Annotated in this window: 20 protein-coding genes and 1 riboswitch; of the genes, 6 read left to right on the top strand and 14 right to left on the bottom strand. The window is 46.0% G+C overall.

Annotation, left to right across the window (positions count from 1 at the left end):
* Nucleotides 1-12: 12 nt before the first annotated feature.
* Nucleotides 13-765 (bottom strand): 2OG-Fe dioxygenase family protein, encoded by a 753-nt coding sequence (locus ACH6C1_RS02845; RefSeq protein WP_095221127.1) that lies wholly within the window; start codon nucleotides 763-765, stop codon nucleotides 13-15.
* Between the two features lie 107 nt (nucleotides 766-872).
* On the opposite strand from ACH6C1_RS02845, the gene ACH6C1_RS02840 reads away from it, so the two are divergent.
* Both ACH6C1_RS02840 and ACH6C1_RS02835 read left to right on the top strand, forming a co-directional pair.
* A complete protein-coding gene (locus ACH6C1_RS02840; protein WP_374074443.1) occupies nucleotides 873-1,379 on the top strand; it encodes a hypothetical protein in 507 nt (168 codons plus the stop codon).
* A 54-nt stretch (nucleotides 1,380-1,433) separates the two neighbouring features.
* On the top strand, nucleotides 1,434-2,663 hold the full coding sequence (locus ACH6C1_RS02835) for an aminopeptidase (protein WP_374074441.1): 1,230 nt from the start codon (nucleotides 1,434-1,436) through the stop codon (nucleotides 2,661-2,663).
* Between the two features lie 37 nt (nucleotides 2,664-2,700).
* Here the strand turns inward: ACH6C1_RS02835 and ACH6C1_RS02830 are convergent, their stop codons facing one another.
* The 3 genes from ACH6C1_RS02830 to ACH6C1_RS02820 all read right to left on the bottom strand — a co-directional run bounded on the left by ACH6C1_RS02830 (nucleotide 2,701) and on the right by ACH6C1_RS02820 (nucleotide 5,664).
* The gene (locus ACH6C1_RS02830) at nucleotides 2,701-3,291 is read right to left on the bottom strand and encodes an NUDIX hydrolase (RefSeq protein WP_366247896.1); all 591 of its coding nucleotides are present in this window, start codon (nucleotides 3,289-3,291) and stop codon (nucleotides 2,701-2,703) included.
* 74 nt (nucleotides 3,292-3,365) lie between these two features.
* The gene (locus ACH6C1_RS02825) at nucleotides 3,366-4,385 is read right to left on the bottom strand and encodes an LLM class flavin-dependent oxidoreductase (protein WP_374074439.1); all 1,020 of its coding nucleotides are present in this window, start codon (nucleotides 4,383-4,385) and stop codon (nucleotides 3,366-3,368) included.
* 104 nt (nucleotides 4,386-4,489) lie between these two features.
* Nucleotides 4,490-4,602: riboswitch (SAM riboswitch) on the bottom strand.
* 63 nt (nucleotides 4,603-4,665) lie between these two features.
* Nucleotides 4,666-5,664, bottom strand: coding sequence for an LLM class flavin-dependent oxidoreductase (locus ACH6C1_RS02820; RefSeq protein WP_374074437.1), 999 nt, complete (start codon nucleotides 5,662-5,664; stop codon nucleotides 4,666-4,668).
* A gap of 103 nt (nucleotides 5,665-5,767) precedes the next feature.
* On the opposite strand from ACH6C1_RS02820, the gene ACH6C1_RS02815 reads away from it, so the two are divergent.
* Together ACH6C1_RS02815 and ACH6C1_RS02810 are read left to right on the top strand one after the other, a co-directional pair.
* Nucleotides 5,768-6,628 (top strand): NAD(P)-dependent oxidoreductase, encoded by an 861-nt coding sequence (locus ACH6C1_RS02815; protein ID WP_374074435.1) that lies wholly within the window; start codon nucleotides 5,768-5,770, stop codon nucleotides 6,626-6,628.
* 305 nt (nucleotides 6,629-6,933) lie between these two features.
* The gene (locus ACH6C1_RS02810) at nucleotides 6,934-8,367 is read left to right on the top strand and encodes an anion permease (RefSeq protein ID WP_374074433.1); all 1,434 of its coding nucleotides are present in this window, start codon (nucleotides 6,934-6,936) and stop codon (nucleotides 8,365-8,367) included.
* A 39-nt stretch (nucleotides 8,368-8,406) separates the two neighbouring features.
* On the opposite strand, the gene helD is transcribed toward ACH6C1_RS02810, so the two are convergent.
* Entirely contained in the window at nucleotides 8,407-10,719 is a 2,313-nt protein-coding gene (helD, locus tag ACH6C1_RS02805) for an RNA polymerase recycling motor HelD (protein ID WP_374074431.1), read from the bottom strand.
* A gap of 234 nt (nucleotides 10,720-10,953) precedes the next feature.
* Between helD and ACH6C1_RS02800 the strand changes: the two genes are divergently transcribed.
* A complete protein-coding gene (locus ACH6C1_RS02800; RefSeq protein ID WP_366247902.1) occupies nucleotides 10,954-12,177 on the top strand; it encodes an MFS transporter in 1,224 nt (407 codons plus the stop codon).
* 36 nt (nucleotides 12,178-12,213) lie between these two features.
* On the opposite strand, the gene ACH6C1_RS02795 is transcribed toward ACH6C1_RS02800, so the two are convergent.
* The 3 genes from ACH6C1_RS02795 to ACH6C1_RS02785 all read right to left on the bottom strand — a co-directional run bounded on the left by ACH6C1_RS02795 (nucleotide 12,214) and on the right by ACH6C1_RS02785 (nucleotide 14,128).
* Nucleotides 12,214-12,600, bottom strand: a complete 387-nt coding sequence (locus tag ACH6C1_RS02795) for a RidA family protein (RefSeq protein ID WP_095221146.1) — start codon at nucleotides 12,598-12,600, stop codon at nucleotides 12,214-12,216.
* 38 nt (nucleotides 12,601-12,638) lie between these two features.
* Nucleotides 12,639-13,550 (bottom strand): DUF1002 domain-containing protein, encoded by a 912-nt coding sequence (locus ACH6C1_RS02790; RefSeq protein WP_374074428.1) that lies wholly within the window; start codon nucleotides 13,548-13,550, stop codon nucleotides 12,639-12,641.
* A gap of 140 nt (nucleotides 13,551-13,690) precedes the next feature.
* On the bottom strand, nucleotides 13,691-14,128 hold the full coding sequence (locus ACH6C1_RS02785) for a DUF2188 domain-containing protein (protein WP_374074426.1): 438 nt from the start codon (nucleotides 14,126-14,128) through the stop codon (nucleotides 13,691-13,693).
* 136 nt (nucleotides 14,129-14,264) lie between these two features.
* On the opposite strand from ACH6C1_RS02785, the gene ACH6C1_RS02780 reads away from it, so the two are divergent.
* Nucleotides 14,265-15,272 (top strand): NADP-dependent oxidoreductase, encoded by a 1,008-nt coding sequence (locus tag ACH6C1_RS02780; RefSeq protein WP_374074424.1) that lies wholly within the window; start codon nucleotides 14,265-14,267, stop codon nucleotides 15,270-15,272.
* Between the two features lie 449 nt (nucleotides 15,273-15,721).
* On the opposite strand, the gene queF is transcribed toward ACH6C1_RS02780, so the two are convergent.
* The 6 genes from queF to argJ form a co-directional block, all read right to left on the bottom strand.
* Nucleotides 15,722-16,219: a preQ(1) synthase gene (gene queF / locus ACH6C1_RS02775; protein WP_095221154.1), complete on the bottom strand. Its 498-nt coding sequence runs from the start codon at nucleotides 16,217-16,219 to the stop codon at nucleotides 15,722-15,724.
* 40 nt (nucleotides 16,220-16,259) lie between these two features.
* Nucleotides 16,260-17,150, bottom strand: coding sequence for a ribokinase (gene rbsK / locus ACH6C1_RS02770; RefSeq protein ID WP_374074421.1), 891 nt, complete (start codon nucleotides 17,148-17,150; stop codon nucleotides 16,260-16,262).
* A 12-nt stretch (nucleotides 17,151-17,162) separates the two neighbouring features.
* Entirely contained in the window at nucleotides 17,163-18,062 is a 900-nt protein-coding gene (gene purU / locus ACH6C1_RS02765) for a formyltetrahydrofolate deformylase (protein ID WP_374074419.1), read from the bottom strand.
* Between the two features lie 124 nt (nucleotides 18,063-18,186).
* Entirely contained in the window at nucleotides 18,187-19,365 is a 1,179-nt protein-coding gene (locus ACH6C1_RS02760) for an acetylornithine transaminase (protein ID WP_374074417.1), read from the bottom strand.
* Nucleotides 19,358-20,158 (bottom strand): acetylglutamate kinase, encoded by an 801-nt coding sequence (gene argB, locus ACH6C1_RS02755; RefSeq protein ID WP_374074415.1) that lies wholly within the window; start codon nucleotides 20,156-20,158, stop codon nucleotides 19,358-19,360. Before argB ends, ACH6C1_RS02760 begins: the two co-directional genes overlap by 8 nt.
* A gap of 13 nt (nucleotides 20,159-20,171) precedes the next feature.
* Nucleotides 20,172-21,395: a bifunctional glutamate N-acetyltransferase/amino-acid acetyltransferase ArgJ gene (argJ, locus tag ACH6C1_RS02750; protein WP_374074413.1), complete on the bottom strand. Its 1,224-nt coding sequence runs from the start codon at nucleotides 21,393-21,395 to the stop codon at nucleotides 20,172-20,174.
* Nucleotides 21,396-21,404: the final 9 nt, after the last annotated feature.

Genomic DNA, 21,404 nt, shown 5'->3' with positions numbered 1-21,404 from the left:
CCCCTTTTTAGATTAAGCTAATACAGTAGGCTGAAAATCTATCAATAAAACAGCTCGTACACCTGGGCGATCTGCTTCCCCTTTTTGGATTGGGCTGACATAGTGACTGACCGCCTCATCATGTACTCCGTAGGATTCCAACGGCTTATGGATTTCAAAGCTTTCGTGGAATTGACTGGAGTCAGCGTCTTTAGGCAGCTTTCCGGCACAAGCAGGAGTCGCAATGATATTAAGCCCTCCAACGACATTATCCCGCTTGATAAGATGGGCAAATGTGAATGGTTCGCCATCCTGATGAATCAGATTCGGCGAAGATACGCCCTCTTGTCCCTTTTCAGTCACTTCCAGCTTCACAAAATGAATGCCCGCATGAACCGGTAAAATCAAATCCTCTTTACGCCAGAATGTTTCGTGATAATCATGCATGATGATTTTCTGTAATAATTTGTTTTCCAGGATATGATCCGGCAGGGCCGGGAATTCACGGTAAGAATCCACATACTCCGGATTGAAGCGTCCCTGGAAATACTGCGCCATGCTTCCGTTTTCCCGTTCGATACCCGGCAGCCATTCCAATCGGTCATCCTTGTCGAAGATGATTGCCCGTGAATAGCGACGGTAACGATTTAAATCAAGCGCATAGCTATCTGCCGGCAATGTATCGAAAACTGCCTGTATTTCAGCTAAATCCTGTTCCATCCCCTCATATGCCAGATCCTTTTGTAAATCATATATGCTGTATCCTTGTTTCTCTAATGCATTCATGCTTAAACCTCCACAAAACTATAATCTTTCTCTATCATAATACATGCAGAGATAAAGGAACATGATTTCGTTTGCGATTTTGTGACATTTGAAAAGGAGTGGACCATTTGAGAAAATCAAAAGCAGAATTTGAAAAGCTATTCCAGACAGCTTCCAACCTCCAAAAGCTGTTGCAGGCTGGTGACGTACTGTACAGTTCTATTGGTCCTTCCACCTTCTTCTTCAGCCACGCTGGTATAGTCGGCAGTGACGGGCGGATTTTCCATGCACACCCATCAGGCGGTATCACCGAATCATTGACAGTGTATCTGTCCCCGCACCGCTACGGCGGAACAATCACGCTGCTCCGGCCAAAAATAGATCCGTCTGGTGCAGCAGATTGGGCAAAACGTTCCATCAGCTTGATGAAAGGATACCGTTTCAGCCGCACCTTGGCAGACCCTGCTTGGAATTATTGCACAAAATTCGTCTGGCAGGCGTTTTGGAGCGGCGCCAGCACCGATTTGACCAGTGCGCGAAAACAGCTGCTCAAACGCTGGATCTTTCCGCACCATATCAAGCACTCCACCCATTTTGAGCCGATTGCAAAATTCTCTCTTGAGTATCGGCTCTAGTCATAATTTTCTGGTAAAATGATGAAGATAGTATAATTAAAGGGGGATCTTGACATGCAATTTGAACAGAAATTAGAGAAATATGCCGAGCTGCTGCTGCATATCGGCTTGAAAGTTAAGCAAGGACAGGACTTGATGATTGTAGCTGATCTAGCTGCTGCACCTTTTACAAAGGTCGTAGCTGAGAAAGCATACGAAGCCGGCATGCGGGACGTAATTGTCGATTATCAGGATGATAATATTACAAAAGCAAAAGTGAAGCATGCAAAAGAAGAAGATTTGGATTACTTCACCCCATTCCGAGGCCGTGTGTATGAAGAACTAGCAGCAGCGGACACAGCTTTCCTGGAGCTCAAGACACCGAATCCATCTCTTTTTGACGGAATTGATCCAGCAAGGGTTGCACGCTATACAAAAGCAGTGGGTGCTGCCAGACAAGGGTATCAAGCTCACAAAACAAATGGTCGTATTAATTGGCTGATCGCTTCGGTACCAACTGTCGAATGGGCAGAGTCTGTCTTCCCCGACTCACAGGGACAGGAAGCTATCGATAAGCTGTGGGATGCTATCTTCTTCACAACTCGCTCCGATCAGGAAAATACAGTCGAGCTGTGGGAACAGCATGTTGCAGCCATGAAGAAGAATGCTGACCACTTAAATGCACGCGACTATCGCAAGCTCCATTATACGGGGCCAGGTACTGATTTAACGATTGAACTGCATCCTGATTCCTTCTGGACTTGCGCAGAATTCATGAAAGAAGATGGCTCTACATATATTCCGAATCTTCCTACAGAAGAAGTATTTACTATTCCAGTTAAAAATGGAGTAAACGGAACAGTTAGCAGTACAAAGCCATTGAATTATGCTGGTACGTTGCTGGAGAACTTCTCCCTTACATTCGAAAATGGAAAAGTAGTAGATTTCAAAGCCGAAAAAGGCTATGAAACATTGAAGAACTTGCTGGAAACGGACGAAGGCGCACAATTTCTTGGAGAGGTTGCACTTGTACCGCATCAATCACCGATTTCCCAGTCGGGAATCGTCTTCAATAATACCTTATTCGATGAGAATGCTTCGTGTCATTTGGCTCTCGGACAAGCGATTGGCATGTGCGTGAAGGATGCCCGCGAGAAATCAAAAGGAGAACTAGAGGCAATCGGCTTCAACTACAGTCTCACACATGTTGATTTCATGGTTGGCTCTGGGGAATTATCCATCACGGGCGAAACACCAGATGGCACCGTGGAACAAATCTTCGAAAATGGAAACTGGGCTTTTTAAGAATATAGAAAAGGAGCAGCATTACGCTGCTCCTTTTCTATGTACGGCAGATCATGAGTACTTCTCGGTAATAGCCAAGCTGATGAGGACAAAGTTCTTCATGTGCAACCTCGATCCGCTGACGTGGAGCTCCTGCAACAATTTCCGCTTCTACGCTTGCTGCTTTTCCTTCGACGAGCTTCTCCAAATCATTAACCCGCATCCGCACGATCTGTACCACTTCTTCATTCAGAAGAATATCCGGGAGTTCCTCCAAATAGTAAAAGAATTGGTGACAGAACTCTCGATCAACCAGGTTTTTAGCAAATAACTCTTCTTGAATGATTCCTTTATAAAAAAGATCGCTCTCCTGGAGCGTCACACCCAATTCTTCCTGCACTTCACGTAAACCTCCGACCACAGGCGTTTCGCCGCTTTCCAGATGACCAGCTGCGGTAATGTCGTATTTCCCGGGAAATTCACTTTTATTGAAAGAACGCTGCTGTAGATAAATGTATAGTTCTGTACCATCATGTTCCACGAACCAGCAGTGAAAAGTCTCATGCCAGTCTCCATCACGATGGACTTCCTCTCTTTCCTTCACCCCAAGCTCCCGATGCTGCTCATCGAAAATCGTCAATAGCTCCATGTTTTGCCCCCATACTTATTCCTTTTTTTCTAATGTAAGCGATATCGCCAGGCTTGTCTACCGTATATTTCCAATCAGATCGAGTTATCGCGCATTTCCTCGACTAATGGCATGATTTCCTTGGTAAAACGTTCCATTTCCTGCTTGTGCGGCGAAAATTGAAGCAGCAGAAGACTGACGCCGGCATGCTCGTAGGCAAGTATCCGCTGCGCAATTTGCATCGGCGTCCCAACCAGATGCGGCCGCAAGCCCCTTGCAGAAACAGCATCATCGCTGATCTTGCTTTTTTGTGCCAGCTCTTCCTCTGTTACATATGATTCGTAATCCGCACCGGTAATTCTTTCCCATTCCTGGTAAGCTTCTTCCTCCGTTTCGCGGCAAATGACATAAGCTGTCATGCCGAATTCGGTAAACGGAGACTTGCCGGCTGCTTCACGGCGGATCTGCATATCAGCGATCATACTGGCCACTTCCTGTACAGTACCGCCCTTCATTACATAGGCATCGCATGTCTCGGCAATTGTCTGTCGTAAATAGTCACTCTCGCCGCCTGCGTATAATGGCGAGATCTCTTTGCTCTTGCCAGCTGGTAAATAATCGACGTGCTGAACTTGATAGTACAAACCATCATAGGTGTAATTGCCAGCTGTCCAAACTCCGCGCAGCACTTCGAAAAATTCCTCGGTTTGCATATAGAAATCCTCTGATCCCGCTATATCGCCATCTTGGCGCTTTTGTTCCTCTTCGCGCAAGAAAGAAACAACTGCCAAGGAAAAACGGCTATTACTTACCTGATCAATCATTACTGCTTGTCTCGCGGCTTCCACGGGCTGATCAATGCTCGGCCGGACTGCTGCCATGATGTGCAGTCTATCGGTTGCTTCCGCAATAGCACCAGCTGCTTCCCAAAAGTTAAGCTGCTGATCGGCATTTTTCCCTTGGTATAGGTAGGTATCTGGAAGAAAGACGGCATCGAACCCTAAATCCTCCGCCAGATGCGCCGTTTCCTGCACATCTGACAAACTTAGCGGTCCACCATCCTCCACATGACGCAGCCAGCTGCTTGAAACTGGCTGCCAGTATGCATATTTCATTGTTATTACTCCTTTTGCACATAGGAAATCCTACCGAACGACACATCGATTCTACTAAAAAAGCTTCTTCGATGAGGAAGAAGCTCTGTATTGCAGCCGTCGTCATCTTATCACGCAGCTTTTCGCTGCAGGTCGTAGCACCTTCCTGCAGGACTGCCCTCCTGCAGTGGGTTGCCGGGCTTCATCGGGCCTTTCCCTCCGCCACTCGTTATAAGATTTCTTATGAATTGTACTTCCTACTATACCAGATTTGCAGTGTCAGATTCAAACAGAACAACTGCTATGCCTGCTGCATGTACGCCTCCATCAAAAGGCGGAACCCATCCTGTCTTGCTTTTTCTTCATAAACAGGACTGGTGAGCATGAACTCAATCTCCCCGCCGTAGTAGTCTTCCAGCTCTCCAAGCTGCTGCAGCACCTCAGCTGGTGTTCCGATTACCATGGTTGGACGATTGTCCTCAAGACGCTCCTTTTCATAAGGAGACATTTTATAATCTGCTGCTGTATCCGGACGCAGCATCCCTTTGACGGGCCTTCCTTGTTCCTGAAGCAGCGATGCAACCTCATGGCTCTTTGCCAGTGCTTCTGCAGCTTCTGTCGTCTCTGCACAGAACAAAAACAGACTGACCATCATTTGCGGCTGCTGCTTCCCTTTCCGGAAGGATTTCTGATACACATCCAGCACTGCCGCATCCTTGTCTCCCCGTATGAATTGGGCATAAGCGAATCCGATTCCATGATATGCAGCAAGACCTGCACTGCCAGCGCTGCCGCCCAGCAGCCAGACAGATGGGGCGGTGCCAATGCTCGGCATCGCTACCAAGTCCCCGAACCGATGCTTTTCTTCTTTTCTTATATTCAAATAATGAAGCAAATCGCGTATCTGCCGATCATACCAATCCTCCGGCACAGCTCTATGCTCTTGCAGCGCTCTTTTCGCTGCCGGCATTCCTCCTGGCGCACGCCCGATACCAAGGTCGATTCTTCCTGGATGAAGCGCTTCGAGCAATCTTGCATTTTCAGCAACTTTATACGCACTATAATGAGGCAGCATAACACCGCCTGAGCCGATACGGATACGGGATGTTTTAGCAGCAAGATGCCCCATCAGAAGCTCTGGACTGCTATGGGCGAGGCTGCCGGCGTGATGCTCGGACACCCAGAAACGCACATAGCCAAGTTGATCTGCAAGTTCGGCCAGCCGCACTGTTTCCTCCAATGCCTCTGTTGCATTACCGTCTTCTTTGATTCGGGATTGATCCAATATACTAAGCTTCATACTATCCACTCCTTCTTTGTATCATATCCTGTGCGAAAGACTTTTAAAAACAATCCGTTTTTCTGTATGCTAGAATTGACTGAATAAAAAGGATGGTGCTCATATGATTGGATTTATCGGATTAGGAATCATGGGTCAAAACATGGCAGCTAATCTGCTCGAAAAGGGCGAACAGTTAGTTGTCTATAATCGTACAAAAGAAAAAGCTCAAGCACTATTGGACAAAGGTGCTGTCTGGGCAGATTCCCCCCGGAAAGTCGGAGAACAAGCTGATATCGTATTTACGATGCTGACAGATCCTGCAGCTGTTCAAGCAGTTGCTTACGGAGAAGATGGGCTTTTCAGCGGGATGCAGGAAAACAGTTTATGGGTGGATGTCAGTACTGTTAAGCCAGCGTTCACAAAAGAGATGGCAGAAGCCGCTCGTGCGCACCATATCCGTTTTGTTGATGCTCCTGTATCTGGTTCAAAGGCACCGGCACAGCAAGGTAAACTGCACTTCCTTGTCGGCGGAGACGACCAAGATGTCAAGGAGGTCACTCCTCTGCTTGAGAAAATGGGACAAAGCATCCAGCATATGGGCGCCAATGGGAATGGCTCAGCTACTAAGCTGGCAGTGAATATGCTGCTTGTTCAATCCTTGACTGGTCTATCTGAAGCAATCAGCTTCGGCGAAGCAGTCGGCCTTGATAAAGAGCATCTGATGGATGTATTGCTTGCCCTTCCTGTTACAAGCGATATTCAAGCAGGCAAAAGGGATACGATTCTCCAGCAGAACTTTGAACCGCAATTCCCTCTGGAGCATGCTTACAAGGACTTGCAGCAGATTTCCGAAACAGCTTATGAAGCAGGCGCTCCTCTTCCAATGACAAACAGTGTGAAAGAACTGTATGCATTAGCGAAGAAAAATGGTTATGGCAAACAGGATGTCGCTGCCGTTTATGCACTTTTAGCAAGAGATTGAGACGAATCAGACAAAGAATCCGAATTTTTTCGGATTCTTTTTTTATTCTCATTTATTTTTTTAATTAACATTGGCATATTAACAAGAGGCACAGGGTATCAAGCTCTGAGATACTTAATTTGTGTGAAGTAATTTTTTTGCATATTTTCACCAAATTATAATCATTATCATCTGATCAATTTATTAAATTTTTTAAATCAGATAAAGGCATGCTATGACTGGTCAGAATACTTTCATATCAATATTTTTATGCTAATATAATTATGGTTTTATTAATTTAATTACTTTTAAAAGGAGTCTTCATCATGGCTGATTCATCTAACAAACCAAAACGGGAGGTCAAGTGGATTCCGCTCCTGATCACTGTATTGATCGGCGTAATTCTTTGGTTCGTCCCTTCACCAGATGGTGTTAAAGCAGAAGCATGGCATTTATTCGCTATCTTCGTTGCTACGATCATCGGTCTGATCATTAAACCGATGCCAATGGGCAGTGTCGCCATCCTTTCGCTGACGGCTATCGTTTTGACGAAGACACTTGGATTAGAAGAAGCGCTGAGCGGCTTCCAGAACAGTACAATCTGGCTCATCGTCATTGCATTCTTTATTTCCAGAGGTTTCATCAAAACCGGCCTCGGATCCAGAATTGCCTATTTGTTCGTACGTCTATTCGGTAAGAAGACTTTAGGCTTGTCTTACTCGTTGATTGGCAGTGACTTGATTCTGTCACCGGCTATGCCATCCAATACAGCTCGTGCCGGCGGTATCATTTTCCCGATCATCCAGTCGTTATCAAACTCATATGGCTCTAAAAGCGGTGATGGTACGGAGCGCAAAATCGGTTCCTTCCTGACTTTTGCTTCCTATCAGGGAAACGGGATTACTTCCGCAATGTTTCTGACAGCAATGGCAGCAAACCCATTGGCAGCTAGTGCTGCAGAGAGCGTCACTGGCCAATCCATCTCTTGGGGCAGCTGGATTCTCGCTTCCATCGTTCCTGGTATCATCAGTTTGATCGTTATTCCATTCGTCATCTTCAAGCTGTATCCTCCTGAAATCAAGGAGACACCGAAGGCGACTGAAATGGCAACAGAAAAATTGCAAAGCATGGGTAAACTGAAGCGTTCTGAATGGTATATGATCGGCGTATTCTTATTGCTGCTCGTATTGTGGATCTTTGGTGAGAGCTTCGGAATCGGCTCTACGACTGCAGCTTTCATCGGACTAGTCGTACTATTGCTGACTGAAGTTTTGACTTGGTCTGATATCAAGCAGGAACAAGGTGCATGGGACACACTTGTATGGTTCGCTGTACTTGTCATGATGGCAAATTACTTGAACGAACTTGGCCTTGTCCCTTGGTTCAGTGACATTATGGGAAATGTCGTAAGTACACTTTCCTGGCCTGTCGCTTTGCTCATATTAGCTATCGTGTACTTCTACTCCCACTATTTCTTTGCGAGTAACACAGCACACGTCAGCGCTATGTACGCAGCCTTTCTTTCAGTAGTTGTGGCTGCCGGCGCGCCGCCATTATTGTCAGCCCTACTGTTAGCTTTCTTCAGCAACTTGTTCGGCTGTTTGACACACTACGGCAGCGGTCCTGCACCTGTATTCTTCGGAGCAGGCTTCGTCACTCAGCAAAAATGGTGGGGACTTGGCTTCCTCATCTCCATCATCCATCTTGTCGTCTGGATCGGTATCGGCGGACTTTGGTGGAAACTGATTGGTCTATGGTAAATAAATAAAAACAGGAATCCTTCGTGGATTCCTGTTTTTTTAATTGCTTGTATAAGTAGCTGCATCTGCTGCTTCAATAAACGGACTCAAGTTACCAATGCTGTACATATGCAATTCATGCATCGCGCGTGTACATGCTGTATAAAGCAAGGTACGTTCTGATTCATGGCCATACGCCTCATCTGAGACATCGTACAGAATGACAGCATCGAATTCGATACCTTTGGCTAAATATGCAGGAATGACCGATAACCCTTTTTTATACTGGGAAGTTGTCTCTGTAATCAAATCTGCTTCCATTTCATCCTTGATCCAGTTATGCGCTTCTTTGCTTTCTTTACTAGTTTTGGCGATAACAGCAATCGTCTCATAACCTGCTTCCTTCAAGGAGTGGATTTTCACCAAGACCAGCTTCCGTCTCTCTGTATCATCAGCTGTTTTCGTCAGCGTCGGAAGATCTCCATCACGGTTGAATGGCTGGATTCGCTTTGCATGATCCAAAAGCTCCTTTGTAAAATCAACAATCTGCCTCGTTGAACGGTAGCTGCGCCATAGCTCGATCCGATGGCTGTCAACTGTGTTACCGGAAAGCACATTCTCCCCTGTCAGCGCATGCGCCTGAATGGCCTGATTGATATCCCCAAGCAATGTCATCCTAGCATTAGGGAACGCCTGCTGTAAGTAAGCGAATTGGAAAGCAGAATAATCCTGTGCTTCATCAATAAGCACATAACGGATGGTTTTATCCGAACGGTCACCAAGCACTTTATCACGGAAATAGACAAACGGCGTCACATCTTCCCAGCTCATGTACTTGCGGATGAGATTTTGCTTGGTTGTTTCATATAGTTCCGTCCATGATGCTGGCATTTCCGGACGTCTTTCAGCTGTCAGCATACGTAAATAGGATTTTTTCACATTGATGAAGGCATGCTTGCGCACTTTCTTGATCAACGGGCGAAGCTTTCGTTCTACAACCCATTTGCGAAGGATTTCTTCTTCCTGTTTGTTTTCCTCAAAATCATCTGTTTCTGTGCGGTCTTTCTTTTGAAGCTCGGAAAAGGCCTCGACATAGTCTTCCTTCTCCATCAGCTCCACTTCTTCCCGGACCCAATCTTTCCTTGTCTCCCAATCACCCCAAAGCTGCAGCTTTTCTACGATCCAAGCTGCCGTCAGCTCTGCTCGGTTCGAAATCGGCAAAGTGTTGGATAGGCTGTAGAAATAAGATTGAATCTCCTGTTTGCTCACTATACGCTGCTTGCGGAAGCTGACGTCCTTGAATATAAGGCCGGCGCGCTTGAATTCATCCAGCTTGTCATCGATATACTGTTTAAAATCAAGGCTTGCTTTATACTGGATTCCAGCCAGCCGCTGCTCTTTTTCCTCACTGGAAGCAAGCAGCATATACTCCATCTGTTCAAATGGTGTTTCGATCGTTTCTCTGCCTTCCAGCTGGGCATCCATATGGGCATAGAAGGTGGCTTGCCTCATATTATCTTCGCCAAGCTCCGGCAGGACATTGGAAACATAGCTATTGAACAGCGGGTTCGGCGACAGCAGTACAATATTCTCAGCCGTAATGCGGTCACGATAATGGTATAGCAGGTAAGCAACACGCTGCAGTGCTGCTGATGTTTTCCCGCTGCCTGCCGCACCTTGTACGATCAGATTAGCTGCTGATTCATTACGGATGATTTGATTTTGTTCCTTTTGAATCGTGGCAACAATACTTTTCATCTCTGTACTGGCATTACCGCCCAAAACATACTGCAGCAGACTGTCTCCTATCGTCACTCCAGTATCGAACAAGGCTACAAGCTTGCCATTCCGGATGATGAATTGACGTTTGAGTGTCATATCACCCTGAATCTTGCCTTCTATCGTTTCATACGAAGCACCACCAGGAGAGAAGTCATAGTACATACTGGAGATTGGTGCACGCCAATCATAAATAAGGAAATCCTCTTCCTTCTCATCCATCAGACTCGCTAAGCCTACATAGATTTCTTCGTCTTGATCAGCACCCTCTTCCCGGAAGTCGATACGACCAAAATAAGGGTTGCGCTGCAGCCGATCCAGCGTCTTCACTTCATTGTGAATCTGCTGATGCGTTCGTTCCCGCTCCCCTAGAAGCTCTGCTTGCTGCTTCAAGCTGGCTTGTGTTTCGTTCACATCATCCGGTTCATCCAGGTTTACGGTCACATCCTCCCAGAAGTTTTTCCGAAGATCAATTACTTTCTCCCGCAGACCTTGTATCATGCCTGCCGTTTTTTCACGCTTCTTTTCGATCGTCTCCTGGACACGGGCCACACGGGCTTGTTCGTCCTTCAAATCCTTTTCATCTTCGGTCATAGCGGCGTCCCTCCAAAACAATTGACATTTATATATAAATGATGTATAATTTTAAATGGTTTGCTAAATTATGTTATATTAGCAGAACATCCTCTATTTTATCATGTTCATTGTTCCCCTGCAATTTTTCTCTATCCTGTCATTTCCAAGCTATCCTTTTGCATATCCTTTCTATTCGTGTGTATAATTAGTTAGGGAATCGAAATATTAACGCGAAAGAAGTGTTTTTCATTCATGACGGACGAACAGCTCGCAAAGCGTAATCTGTTTATCATGTGGTTCGCGAACTTCTTCATCTCGGCAAGCCTGAGTATGATCATGCCATTTCTATCCTTATATATTTCATCATTCGGCACATTATCTGAACGGGAGGTTCAGAGCTGGTCAGGTATCATTTTCGGCGTAACTTTTGTTACCGCATTCATCTGTTCGCCATTCTGGGGTAAAATCGGCGATCGGTATGGACGAAAGCTGATCCTGATTATATCTTCCTTCGGCATGGGGGTTTCCATTCTCCTGCTCGGATTCACCGAAAATGTATGGCAGCTATTCATGCTTCGTGTGTTCATGGGGATCTTTACAGGCTTCATCGGTATATCTCAAGCATTCATCTCGACTCAGACGCCCAGCCACATTGCTGGACGTGTGCTAGGCACCTTACAGACCGGAAGCATCACCGGTATGCTTTTCGGACCAATGATTGGCGGCATACTCGCAGACAGTATCGGCTTCCACGGTACGTTCCTGCTCGTATCGATAAGTGTCTTCACCTCTGCTCTCTTGGTCACCTTCGGAACAAAGGAATATCCGGTCAAGATTCAAAAAGGCGAAAAGTCACACTATACCTCTAAGGAAGTGCTCGCACATATTCTGCGGGACCCGATTTTATTGGTCGTACTCATCTTAAGTTCATTGATTCAAATTGCCAATTTCAGTGTACAGCCTATTTTATCCTTGTATGTGCAAGAACTGCACGGACCTGAGAATATCGCATTCTACTCTGGTATCGCCTTTTCAGCGGCTGGCCTTGGCAATCTGCTCATGACAAGGACTTGGGGGAAGCTTGGCGACCGTATCGGATATGTGAAGATTCTGATTGGGCTTATTTTTGCAGCTGGTATCGTTTATATACCCGGCGCACTGGTCGGCTCCGTATGGGAACTCGCTGCTATCCGCCTGCTCCTCGGTATGGCGATAGGCGGCATCATTCCTTTACGCGTCGCCTATATCAGGCAAGCTGCTCCGCTTACGATGCAAGGAGAAGTACTCGGATATAATAACAGCCTCCGCTTCCTCGGAAACTTCATCGGTCCGATACTTGGCGGGATGATGGCTGGATACTTCGGATTCTCAGCTGTATTCTACATGACAAGTGCGCTGCTCATCATCTGCGGCATTACCTTGCTCACTGCCCATATCCGGAATGCTCGTGCACAAACACGAACTTCTTCCATTTAAAAAAAGATTGCCGAACAAATCGGCAATCTTTTTTTCTTACATATTAAAGCTTCGTACGGCAATCGCTTCGATTTCAACATTCGCACCTTTAGGTAGTTTGGAAATCTCTACTGTTGCACGTGCCGGGTATGGCTCGGACAGATGACGCCCGTATACTTCATTCACCGCTGCAAAATCATCTAAGGATGTAAGGAAGATTGTTGTCTTCACGACTTGATCAAATGACAATCCTGCTTCTTCCAAAATAGCGGACAGATTCTTCATTACCTGATCTGTCTGTTCCTCAATCGTCCCTGCCATCTCTCCTGTTGCCGGATCCAATGGGATCTGACCAGAAATATAAACCGTCCCTGCAGTTTCCACCGCTTGAGAATAAGGTCCGATTGCTTGTGGTGCTTTGTCAGTTTGGATGATGTTACGCATTCGTATCTCTCCTATTTAAACAGATTTAATTACGAAGTCTAAAACAGATTTTTGAAAAAGTCACCTATCGACTTGAAGAAATCCTTCACACTTTGCCAGAAACCATCATTTCCAGCCACTTCATCGATCTTATCCTGGATTGTAGTAGCGATGTCATCAAGCTGTGATTTCACGCCATCGAAATTGATGTCCAGCTCACGCATCTTATCGAATAGATCGATAAGCAGCTGACGGTCTTCATCGCTAAGGCTGATTTCCAGCTTGCTCAGCTGATCCGTTACGATCTGCTCCACATCTTCCCGTGTTGCAGGATTCTGCTCTGCGATTTCTTGCTTGATATCTGTTAAGAGCTGGGTAACCTTTTCGTTATCCAAGCCTTCTTTTTGCGCAAGATCTGTAGCCAGATCAAGCTCTTCATTAGCTACCTCTGTCCGCTCCGTATCCAGGTTCCCATCGGCTGTATCGTACGCCTTGTAGATGCCTGTCAAAGCGGAATGTCCGCTAACCTTAACCGGGGAAGCTACATCTACTGTTGCATCCTCAATACCAGCTGTCAGCAGCGCATTTTTATACATATCCACTGTTACCTGTGTGATATTGTCAGGTGTGACGATTTGGACATCCAGCCCATGACCCTCGTCTTCTCTTGTGATCATCGCCGAGGAATACATTCTGGAATTTGCATCTCCATTTATGTATTTCACGATATCATCGGCTGTAACCGGAATTTCTTCTATATTATCCGTATTTGTGACACCAAGGTCTTCTCTGACTTGTTCTTTTTGTGCTTCTGATAATGAATCTCCAACTACGACAATCGGCAAGCCGAATTTTTCATTGATACTATCCGTGTTCTTTCCTGTACTCGCGGATACAACATCGGAAAAGGCAAAGCTGAACATCAAAGCAACTGTGAAACAAGCCGCTATGCATTTGGTTAACCCTCTCATGGAAATGATCCACCTTTTCTTCAATATGGTCTTGCTTTCCCCATTATAAGCTTTTCTAAGAATAAATAAAGCATTATCCTGACAAGCAGGAAAAGCGGACATACAAAAAGAGCTGCATCATAAGTGATACAGCTCTCCCTTTAAGAACGCTTCTGAACAGAACCATCTTTTTTATGGATAATCGTTTCTGTTCCTTTATTATCCGCAATCTCTTTCGCTCGTTTGATTGCGTCCTGTTTGTTATCGAAGACCTGCGACGGCCGTTTTGAACCTTTAGATTGCACTGCCCAGCCATCCTCATGCGGAACAACTTCCTCAGCATTATCGATCAAATCCGGATTACTATGTGAGGCATTTGAGTCACGTTTTGTCGGATCATCATTCTTCAAGAAGTCCTTCACTTCCTTTTCAGAAGCATTCGACTTCCACTCTTTGGCCTGATTGGTCGCAATGGGAATAGCCCTGCCTTCGTCGTAGCCTTCATCCACCATCGCATTGGCTATTTCTATCGCTTTCTTTTTTATCGGCTTGTCCAGATTCTTAAGCGAAGCAGGATAATCCTCCATCGTCCATGGCATGCTAAAAACTCCTTTGCGTGTTTTATAAACATACTATTCCCCCTGCTACATCCATGAAACTCCATAAGCAAAAGAGTTGTATGCGCAGTTTTCCCGTCTTACAATTGCCCTATTACCTAAGAGGAGATGATAGCACATGGCGAAAAACGAAGAAATTCAATTGGCTAAACGTCCGGAAGGCACACCAACAGAAGAGAACTTCCGCTTTGTCGAAACAGAAATTCCTGAACTTGAAGATGGACAGGTGCTCATCAAGAGCATCTACATCAGCGTGGATCCGTATATGCGCGGAAGAATGAACGATACGAAATCCTATGTCCCGCCATATGAACTGGATGCTCCCATCTCAGGAGGCATCGTCGGCCAAGTGACGGATTCCAAATCCGCTCAATTCCAAAAAGGTGATTATGTACTCGGCAACCTGCCATGGGCTCGTTACAACGCAGCGAATTCTGAAAATCTGCAAAAGGTAGATCCAGAGCTCGGACCGATTTCCACTGCATTAGGTGTGATGGGTATGCCAGGTTTAACCGCATATTTCGGGTTGACTGATATTGGCGAACCGAAATCCGGTGAAACAGTCGTCGTATCGGGTGCAGCCGGCGCGGTTGGTTCCACCGTTGTCCAAATCGCTAAAATTCTCGGTGCGCGCGTTGTCGGCATCGCAGGCTCCCCGAAGAAACTTGACTATGTAAAAAACACGCTCGGTGCGGATGAAGTAATCAACTATAAGGAAGACAATATAGCAGAAGCATTGGAAAAAGCGTGTCCGGATGGTGTGGATGTCTACTTTGACAACGTAGGCGGACCCGTATCCGACGCAGTTTACCCACTGCTCAACGCGCACGCACGTATCCCTCTTTGCGGCAGCATTTCTTCTTATAATAAAAAAGAAGACCAAGGACCTCGCGTCCACGGCTATCTCGTCAAATCCAAAGCCAAAATGCAAGGCTTCATCGTAGGTGATTACAGCGACCGCTATGCTGAAGGAAAGATACAGCTGTCCGAATGGTTCAGCCAAGACAAGCTTACCTTTGAAGAAAATATTGTAGAAGGTTTCGAGAATGTGCCTGATGCTTTTCTTGGACTGTTTAAGGGTGAGAATCTTGGGAAGCAGTTAGTGAAAGTAGCAGAAACGGAATAAAAGAAAAAGCTAGTGCAGCTCCCCTTTTGGGCTTCACTAGCTTTTTTCGGTTATTAACAATTTTTTTCTTCATCGTAGTAGTGTTTTCAAGCATACATTATATAATATAGTCTGTATCCTTTTTTCAGACTAGAAGAAGAGGTGTCCTACTATGATATTTATAATACTATTCGGCATCCTTGCTCTTGTTATACTGATTGCATTATTTGTAACAAGAAATCAAAAAAATGTACCAATGGATAATTATCGAAAAAGTATAGAAGAAGCCAAGATTGACGCGAAGAACCACTCAAATAGCAACAATAACAGTAACTCTGGTTTATAAACAATCACTATATTTACTATTGATTAACGGTGATTCCCATCAAACAATATACCCCTTTTACTTTTTCAGGAAAAAGAAAAGACACCTCTTTCAAGAGATGTCTTTTCTTTTCTTTTATTTCACTTTATCTATTATCCACTTTCTCCGGATACATATCATGGTTCATCATGCGATGATCAGCCATTTGCTCATACTTCGTGCCTGGACGGCCGTAGTTGACGTATGGATCGATGGAGATGCCGCCGCGCGGTGTGAACTTGCCCCATACTTCGATATAGCGTGGGTTCATCAGTTCTTTCAGGTCGTTCAGGATGATGTTGATGCAGTCTTCATGGAAATCACCATGGTTACGGAAGCTGAAAAGATACAGCTTCAGTGATTTGCTTTCCACCATCTTTTCATCAGGAATGTAGCTGATGTAAACCGTACCGAAATCCGGCTGGTTTGTAATCGGGCACAGCGTCGTGAATTCCGGACAGTTGAATTTCACGAAATAGTCACGGTATGTGTGTTTATTATCAAAGGTTTCGAGAACCTCAGGTTTGTAATCGAAGTCGTAAACATTGTTTTGGTTGCCAAGCAATGTTACGTCTGTCATTTCTTCAGGATTTCTTCCTGCCATTTGTATTCCTCCTTGCAAACTTTTACACAAGCGATTCTTATTATAAAGGATTTTCTTCTTTTTGTCTCATGAAGGCGATGACTTCTGCATCAGTCGGCATTCCTGCCTGTGCGCCGTGTGATCCGATCTGTAAGGCAGCAGCTGCATTTGCATAGCTGCATGCTTCCGCCAACGGGCTGCCGCTTGCCAGCATCAGTCCAAGTGCTGCATTGAATGTATCGCCCGCACCTGTTGTGTCTACTGCTGAGACAGGGAATGCTGCCACATGACCGCCACTGTAGACAACGCCTTCCTCACCCTTTGTAATGACAAGCTTGTCGGGGAATTCCTGTAATGCTTTATCCGTATCTTCAAATAGGATTGCCGCTTCTGACTCATTCGGCGTAATGTAAGCAGCCTGGTTGATAATTTCATAAGGAAGCGGCTGCGCTGGAGCTGGATTCAATATGTAAGGCACGTTTGCCTCTTCACAGCACTTTGCAGCAGCTGCTACTGTCTCTAGTGGAATCTCTAGCTGGATAAGGACGATCTCACTGTTTTGGATGACATCCCTTTTTTCCTCTATATAATCCGGCATAAGCTTAAAGTTGGCTCCTGGAATGACTGTAATGCTGTTATCTCCATCCACTACTTGGATGACAGCTACACCAGATGATGTGTCAGCTCTTCCAATGTGCTCTGTTTTTACTCCTTCCTGCCGAAGGACTTGCATTAATTCATCCCCGAAAGGGTCCTGGCCGACCATGCCGATCATCGTAACGTCTGCTCCCAGACGCGCTGCCGCTACAGCTTGATTGGCACCCTTACCGCCAGGAAACGTCTCAAAACGTTCACCAAGTATCGTTTCCCCTGCTGCAGGACGTTTAGCTGAAGTTACTGTCAAATCCATATTGAGACTGCCGATCACGGTTATCTTTGGCTGTTGCGACATAGCTAGTCCCCCTTAAAATACAATCGTTTTATTGCCGAATACGATTACCCGGTCATCTATATGCCATTTAATCGCCCGCATTAATACACTGCGCTCGACAAGACGTCCGACACGTTTCAAATCTTCCGCTTTATCCTTATGATTGACCCGATGTATATCTTGTTCGATGATTGGGCCTTCATCCAAGTCGGAAGTCACGTAATGGCTTGTTGCACCAATCAATTTCACTCCGCGTTCATATGCGCGTTCATAAGGCTTGGCACCGATAAAAGCCGGCAGGAAGCTATGATGAATATTGATAATCTTATTTTTAAAATTCTCCAGGAATCCAGGTGTGAGTATCTGCATGTACCTTGCGAGAATGACTGTATCGATGTTGTATTGTTCCAATAAGTCAAGCTGCTGACGCTCTGCTTGCAGACGGATATCTTTGTTTGCTGGAATGTGATGGAAAGGAATATTGTAGGATTCCGCTAGTTCCCTTGCGTCTTCATGATTACTCACAATAACCGAGAGATCAGCCATGAGATTTCCACTCTGATATTCCCAAAGTATCTCCTGCAAGCAATGCAGCTCCTTGGAGACGAAGAGTGCCAATTTCTTCATATCCCGTACGCGCACTAGCTGCCACTCCATCTTAAAATGGGCTGCTATGTGCTGGAAGCCTTGCTCCAGCAGCTGCTGTGTGTCGCCATCTTGCTGACACTCGAATTCGATCCGAAGGAAGAAGCTCCCTCCATCTGGATCCGTTGTGTATTGATTTGATTCCATAATATTTGCTTGCTGATTAAAAAGAAACTCGGAAACTGCTGCAACAATCCCCGGCTGATCAGGACAGGAAATGACGATTCTATATCTGTTTTCGTTCTTCTGCTGGAAAGTTTTGATTTTTTCTAGATAATGTGCGGCCATGACTAACCTCCTAATATTCTTCTATCTTAACGATTGTATCTTGTTTCTACAACAGAGAATTGTGACAAAAAAATACGATCCCAAATGATTGGAATCGTATGTATTGTATGAGCGAAGAACAGCTTTATTCACCCGCAATCTGTTTCAGTGTTTCGATGCAGAAATCAACTTCCGCTTTATTTGTATTGAGCGGCGGCAATATCCGTAGTACGCTCTCTCCAGCTACTAGCACGAGCAAACCGAGATCTCGAGCCTGATTGACGAGGTCAATCGCTTTTCCTGTTGTACCGAGACCAAGCAGCAATCCTTTTCCCCGTACATCAGTGAATGCACGTGATGCTGCTGCGATTCCTTCCAGTTCACTACGGAAATAGTCAGCTGTCTCTTGAACTTCAATCAAAAATTGAGGATTCGTGATTACTTCCAGTGTTGATTTGCCCGCTGCCGCAGCCACCGGATTACCTCCGAAGGTGCTGCCATGACTGCCTGCTTCAAATGCCGCAGCAGCTTTGCCCGTCGCGATCATTGCCCCGATCGGGATACCTGAACCCAATCCTTTTGCCGTTGTCAGCACATCTGGTTTCAGCTCGTACTGCTCATAAGCATAAAGGGTGCCGGTTCGACCGACTCCAGTTTGTACTTCATCCAGCATAAACAGTACATCGTGCTCCTTACAAAGGCGCTCCACTTCCTTTACCCAAGCAGGATCAGCCGGGATGACACCGCCTTCCCCTTGGACAAGCTCCAATAATACGCCGCATGTATCCGGACCGATCAGCTCATCAAGTGCTTCCACATCATTATAAGGAAGATGCCGGAAGCCTTTTGTCAGCGGTGCGAAATGCTTTTGTATCTTTTCCTGACCTGTTGCAGCCAGCGTCGCTAATGTCCGGCCGTGAAACGACTGACTGAATGTGACCACCTCATAGGCATTTGTCCCTCTCACTTTCTGAGCGTAGCTGCGCGCCAGCTTGATTGCGGCTTCATTTGCCTCTGCCCCGCTATTGGCGAAGAATACTTGATCAGCGAATGTATGACCAGTCAAAAGCTCCGCCAACTGCTCTTGAATCGGAATATGGTATAGATTGGAACAGTGCCAAATGGTGTCCAGCTGTTCCTTGACAGCTTCCTTTACTGCTGCGGGGGCGTGACCTAAATTACAAGTAGCAATTCCTGCAGTATAATCAAGGTATTGCTTACCGTCAGCATCCCAGACATAGCTTCCTTCTCCTTTTGCAATAGAGATCGGAAATCTGCTATACGTTGGCATCACAGATGATACTGCTGCATTCGTTTCAGACATGATGAGCCTCCTCCGATAATGTTATGGTAGTACCTGCGACTTTACCTTCCACTAACTGCAGCAAACTGTCATCAGCCAGTCCGTTGACGATCGTAACCTTTCCTGCTCCATGCTCCAATGCTTCCAGCGCTGCCCGCACCTTCGGGATCATACCATCCTTGATGAACCCTTCCGCTATCATTTGGTTCAATTCACTGTCTGTTACATTTGTGAGCATCTGTTTTTGACCATTCACTTGCCGATAAATGCCCGGAATGTCACTTATGAAGCACAGCTCCGCATTCAACGCCCGTGCGATGGCTGATGCCGCTAAATCGGCATTTATATTGAATCTGGAATTGCCCTCACCTCCAGCGAGCGGTGATATGACCGGGATGTTGTCTTGAGAGACAATTTGCTCGATAAGCGCCGTATTTACTTCTGTGACAGTACCGACAAGTCCGAGTTTATCTGCATTCGCAACAGGTTCCGCGTAAAGCAGCTTACCATCCAGTCCGCTGACCCCATAAGCATCTGTTCTGCTCATCAGCTTGCGGACCAGGAACTTGTTCACTGCTCCGCTGAGCGCCATCTCGACAACATCCAGCACCTCTTCGGTTGTCACCCTTAAACCATCGACGAATTCCGGCTTCACACCTGTTTGTTCCAGCAGCTCATTGATCAGCTTGCCGCCACCATGGACAATGACAGGCTTCCAATCACCCTGCTTTTGAATAGCAGCGATATTATCATAGAAATTATCCGGCAGCTTATCGATTATACTGCCGCCGCATTTTATAATAAGATAATTCATTTCGCCGCCCCCTTCATGTCCGGTAAGAAGCATTGATTTTGACGTAATCATATGACAAATCACAGCCCCAGGCGGTCGCTTCTCCGTTTCCTTCCTGCAAATCGATCGTGATTACGACATTGTCCTGCTTTAAATGTTCGCTAGCTTCCAACTCATCAAATAAAGCGGGTGTTCCTTCCTTTACGACCAATACATCTCCGAGCCAAACCGAAATTTTTTCAGGAGTAAATGCTGCACCGCTATAACCTGCTGCCGTAATGATACGGCCCCAATTTGGATCGGCTCCATAAACTGCTGCTTTCACCAGACTGGAGGCAACTACCGACTTTCCTATTTTCCGCGCCTCTTCTGCCGATTGCGCCTGACGTACACGAACTTCTACAAGCTTCGTCGCGCCTTCTCCGTCACGAGCGATTTTTTTGGCCAATTCCTGTGAAACATATTGGAAGGCCCCGCAGAATTTTTCCCATTCCGGATGGTTTGGATTAAGCTCCTTGTTGCCTGCTTTTCCGTTTGCAAGAACAAGTACCATATCATTTGTACTCGTATCTCCATCTACCGTAATCATATTGTAGGATTTATCCGTCGTTTTCCGCAGCTGCTGCTCCAATACATCAGCCGGAATGACGGCATCCGTTGTCACGAAGGCTAGCATAGTCGCCATATTCGGATGAATCATGCCAGATCCTTTTGCAGCTCCGCCTATCGTTATTGGTACACCATCAATTTCGACGCTGACTGCAATTTGCTTTGTGCAAGTATCTGTTGTCAAGATAGCCTGAGCGAAATCCTCTGCCTTGCCTTCTCCTGAGATTGAATGAATACCCGACATTATCTTATCCATCGGCAGCTGGACGCCAATCAGTCCAGTTGATGCTACCGCCGCATGCTGTACTTGAATTCCGAGCTGCTCAGAGAAAGCTTTGCGCATCGCATAAGCATTTGTCAAACCCTCTTCTCCTGTACATGCATTTGCATTGGCGCTATTCACTACAATTGCCTGCAGCTTCCCCTCTTGCTTAATACTTTCCTCTGTCACAAGAAGCGGAGCTGCCCGAAAAGAATTCAATGTGTATACTCCAGCAGCAGCTGCTGGCACTTCTGAATAGACCCAACCCATATCGAGCTTGTCATGCTTGCGAAGGCCAATTGCGACACCGCCCGCCTGGAATCCGCTCGGACTGGTGATATTGCCATTTTCAATGACTGTATATGCAGTCTGTTCTGTCTTTATCATTAGATCCCT

It is taken from the genome of Terribacillus sp. JSM ZJ617, assembly GCF_044383785.1.
GTDB lineage: Bacteria > Bacillota > Bacilli > Bacillales > Amphibacillaceae > Terribacillus.
This window is presented reverse-complemented; position numbering and strand designations above follow the sequence as displayed.